Consider the following 893-nt stretch of genomic DNA (forward strand, 5'->3'; position numbering starts at 1 on the left):
CCTGGATGTCTTTTGCTTTCATACCCTTTCCAACCACCAAGTCTAGCTATCGCCCAAACATATCTTTTTAGCTCTTTTTTCTTATAGTGGTTTTTTTGTTTCTCTGTTTTACCTTCCAGACTTTTTATTTGGTGCTCTAAAAACTCTTGCTCTTCTTCTGTAAAACAGCTATCGGCGCTCATCTCTCTTTCTGGTTCTGCATACGCTAGCCGCATTAGGAACAGTTTGATGACGACCTCCATTATCAATAAGCTTAGTTTTCTTACCGATGACCCATACTCCAGCTCTGACGCCTCAACATTGTAACCCTCTTTTTTTAATATTTTGAACACCTCTTCTATTGTCCATCTCCACTTATACCATTCCACGCACATTTCTGCCATTTCTATTGTCTGTATAGGCAAGGTTGTCAAGAGCCTCCGGCATATTTTATCGGGGCCAGTATAGTCCGCCTCTTTGGCCTCTACCAGATATAGTTTTATGCTGGATGCCACTCCTTTGCTTGTTGCGCTGGTTCTTTTGAGCTCCACCTCTTTATATCTGATTTCAATTTTTGCCGTCCTTTTTTTTCTTTTGGTCTTTGCACAGGCATCCACCTGTACCTCATAAAATCCTTGACAGGGTTGATCTTCCAGGCAACTGAATAATTTTGACCTATCTGCCAATGTTCTATCCACACGGGCTCTTATCAACAGATCTGTTTGTGCATCTGGTATGATTGCAAACTGTTCGTAAATATCCCCTTCTCTATCTTGTATGATCACCATTCCCTCTACCACGTCCCGTAGTGAGGCCTGTGTGTTTTTGGACACCTCTATCCATTTATAGGATTCTTTTTCTTCTATGGGCAGTTTACCGTACTGTCTTTCATGCTTTGATTTGAACTCTAAGGG

The 893-nt window shown here is 41.5% G+C and carries 1 protein-coding gene; it reads right to left on the bottom strand.

What is annotated here, in order from left to right; all coding sequences use genetic code 11:
* Positions 1-893 (bottom strand): IS4 family transposase (locus ES724_RS16410; protein WP_146935072.1); only part of this gene is annotated, 893 nt, incomplete at both ends.

This window comes from Gillisia hiemivivida (assembly GCF_007997295.1).
Classification (GTDB): domain Bacteria; phylum Bacteroidota; class Bacteroidia; order Flavobacteriales; family Flavobacteriaceae; genus Gillisia; species Gillisia hiemivivida.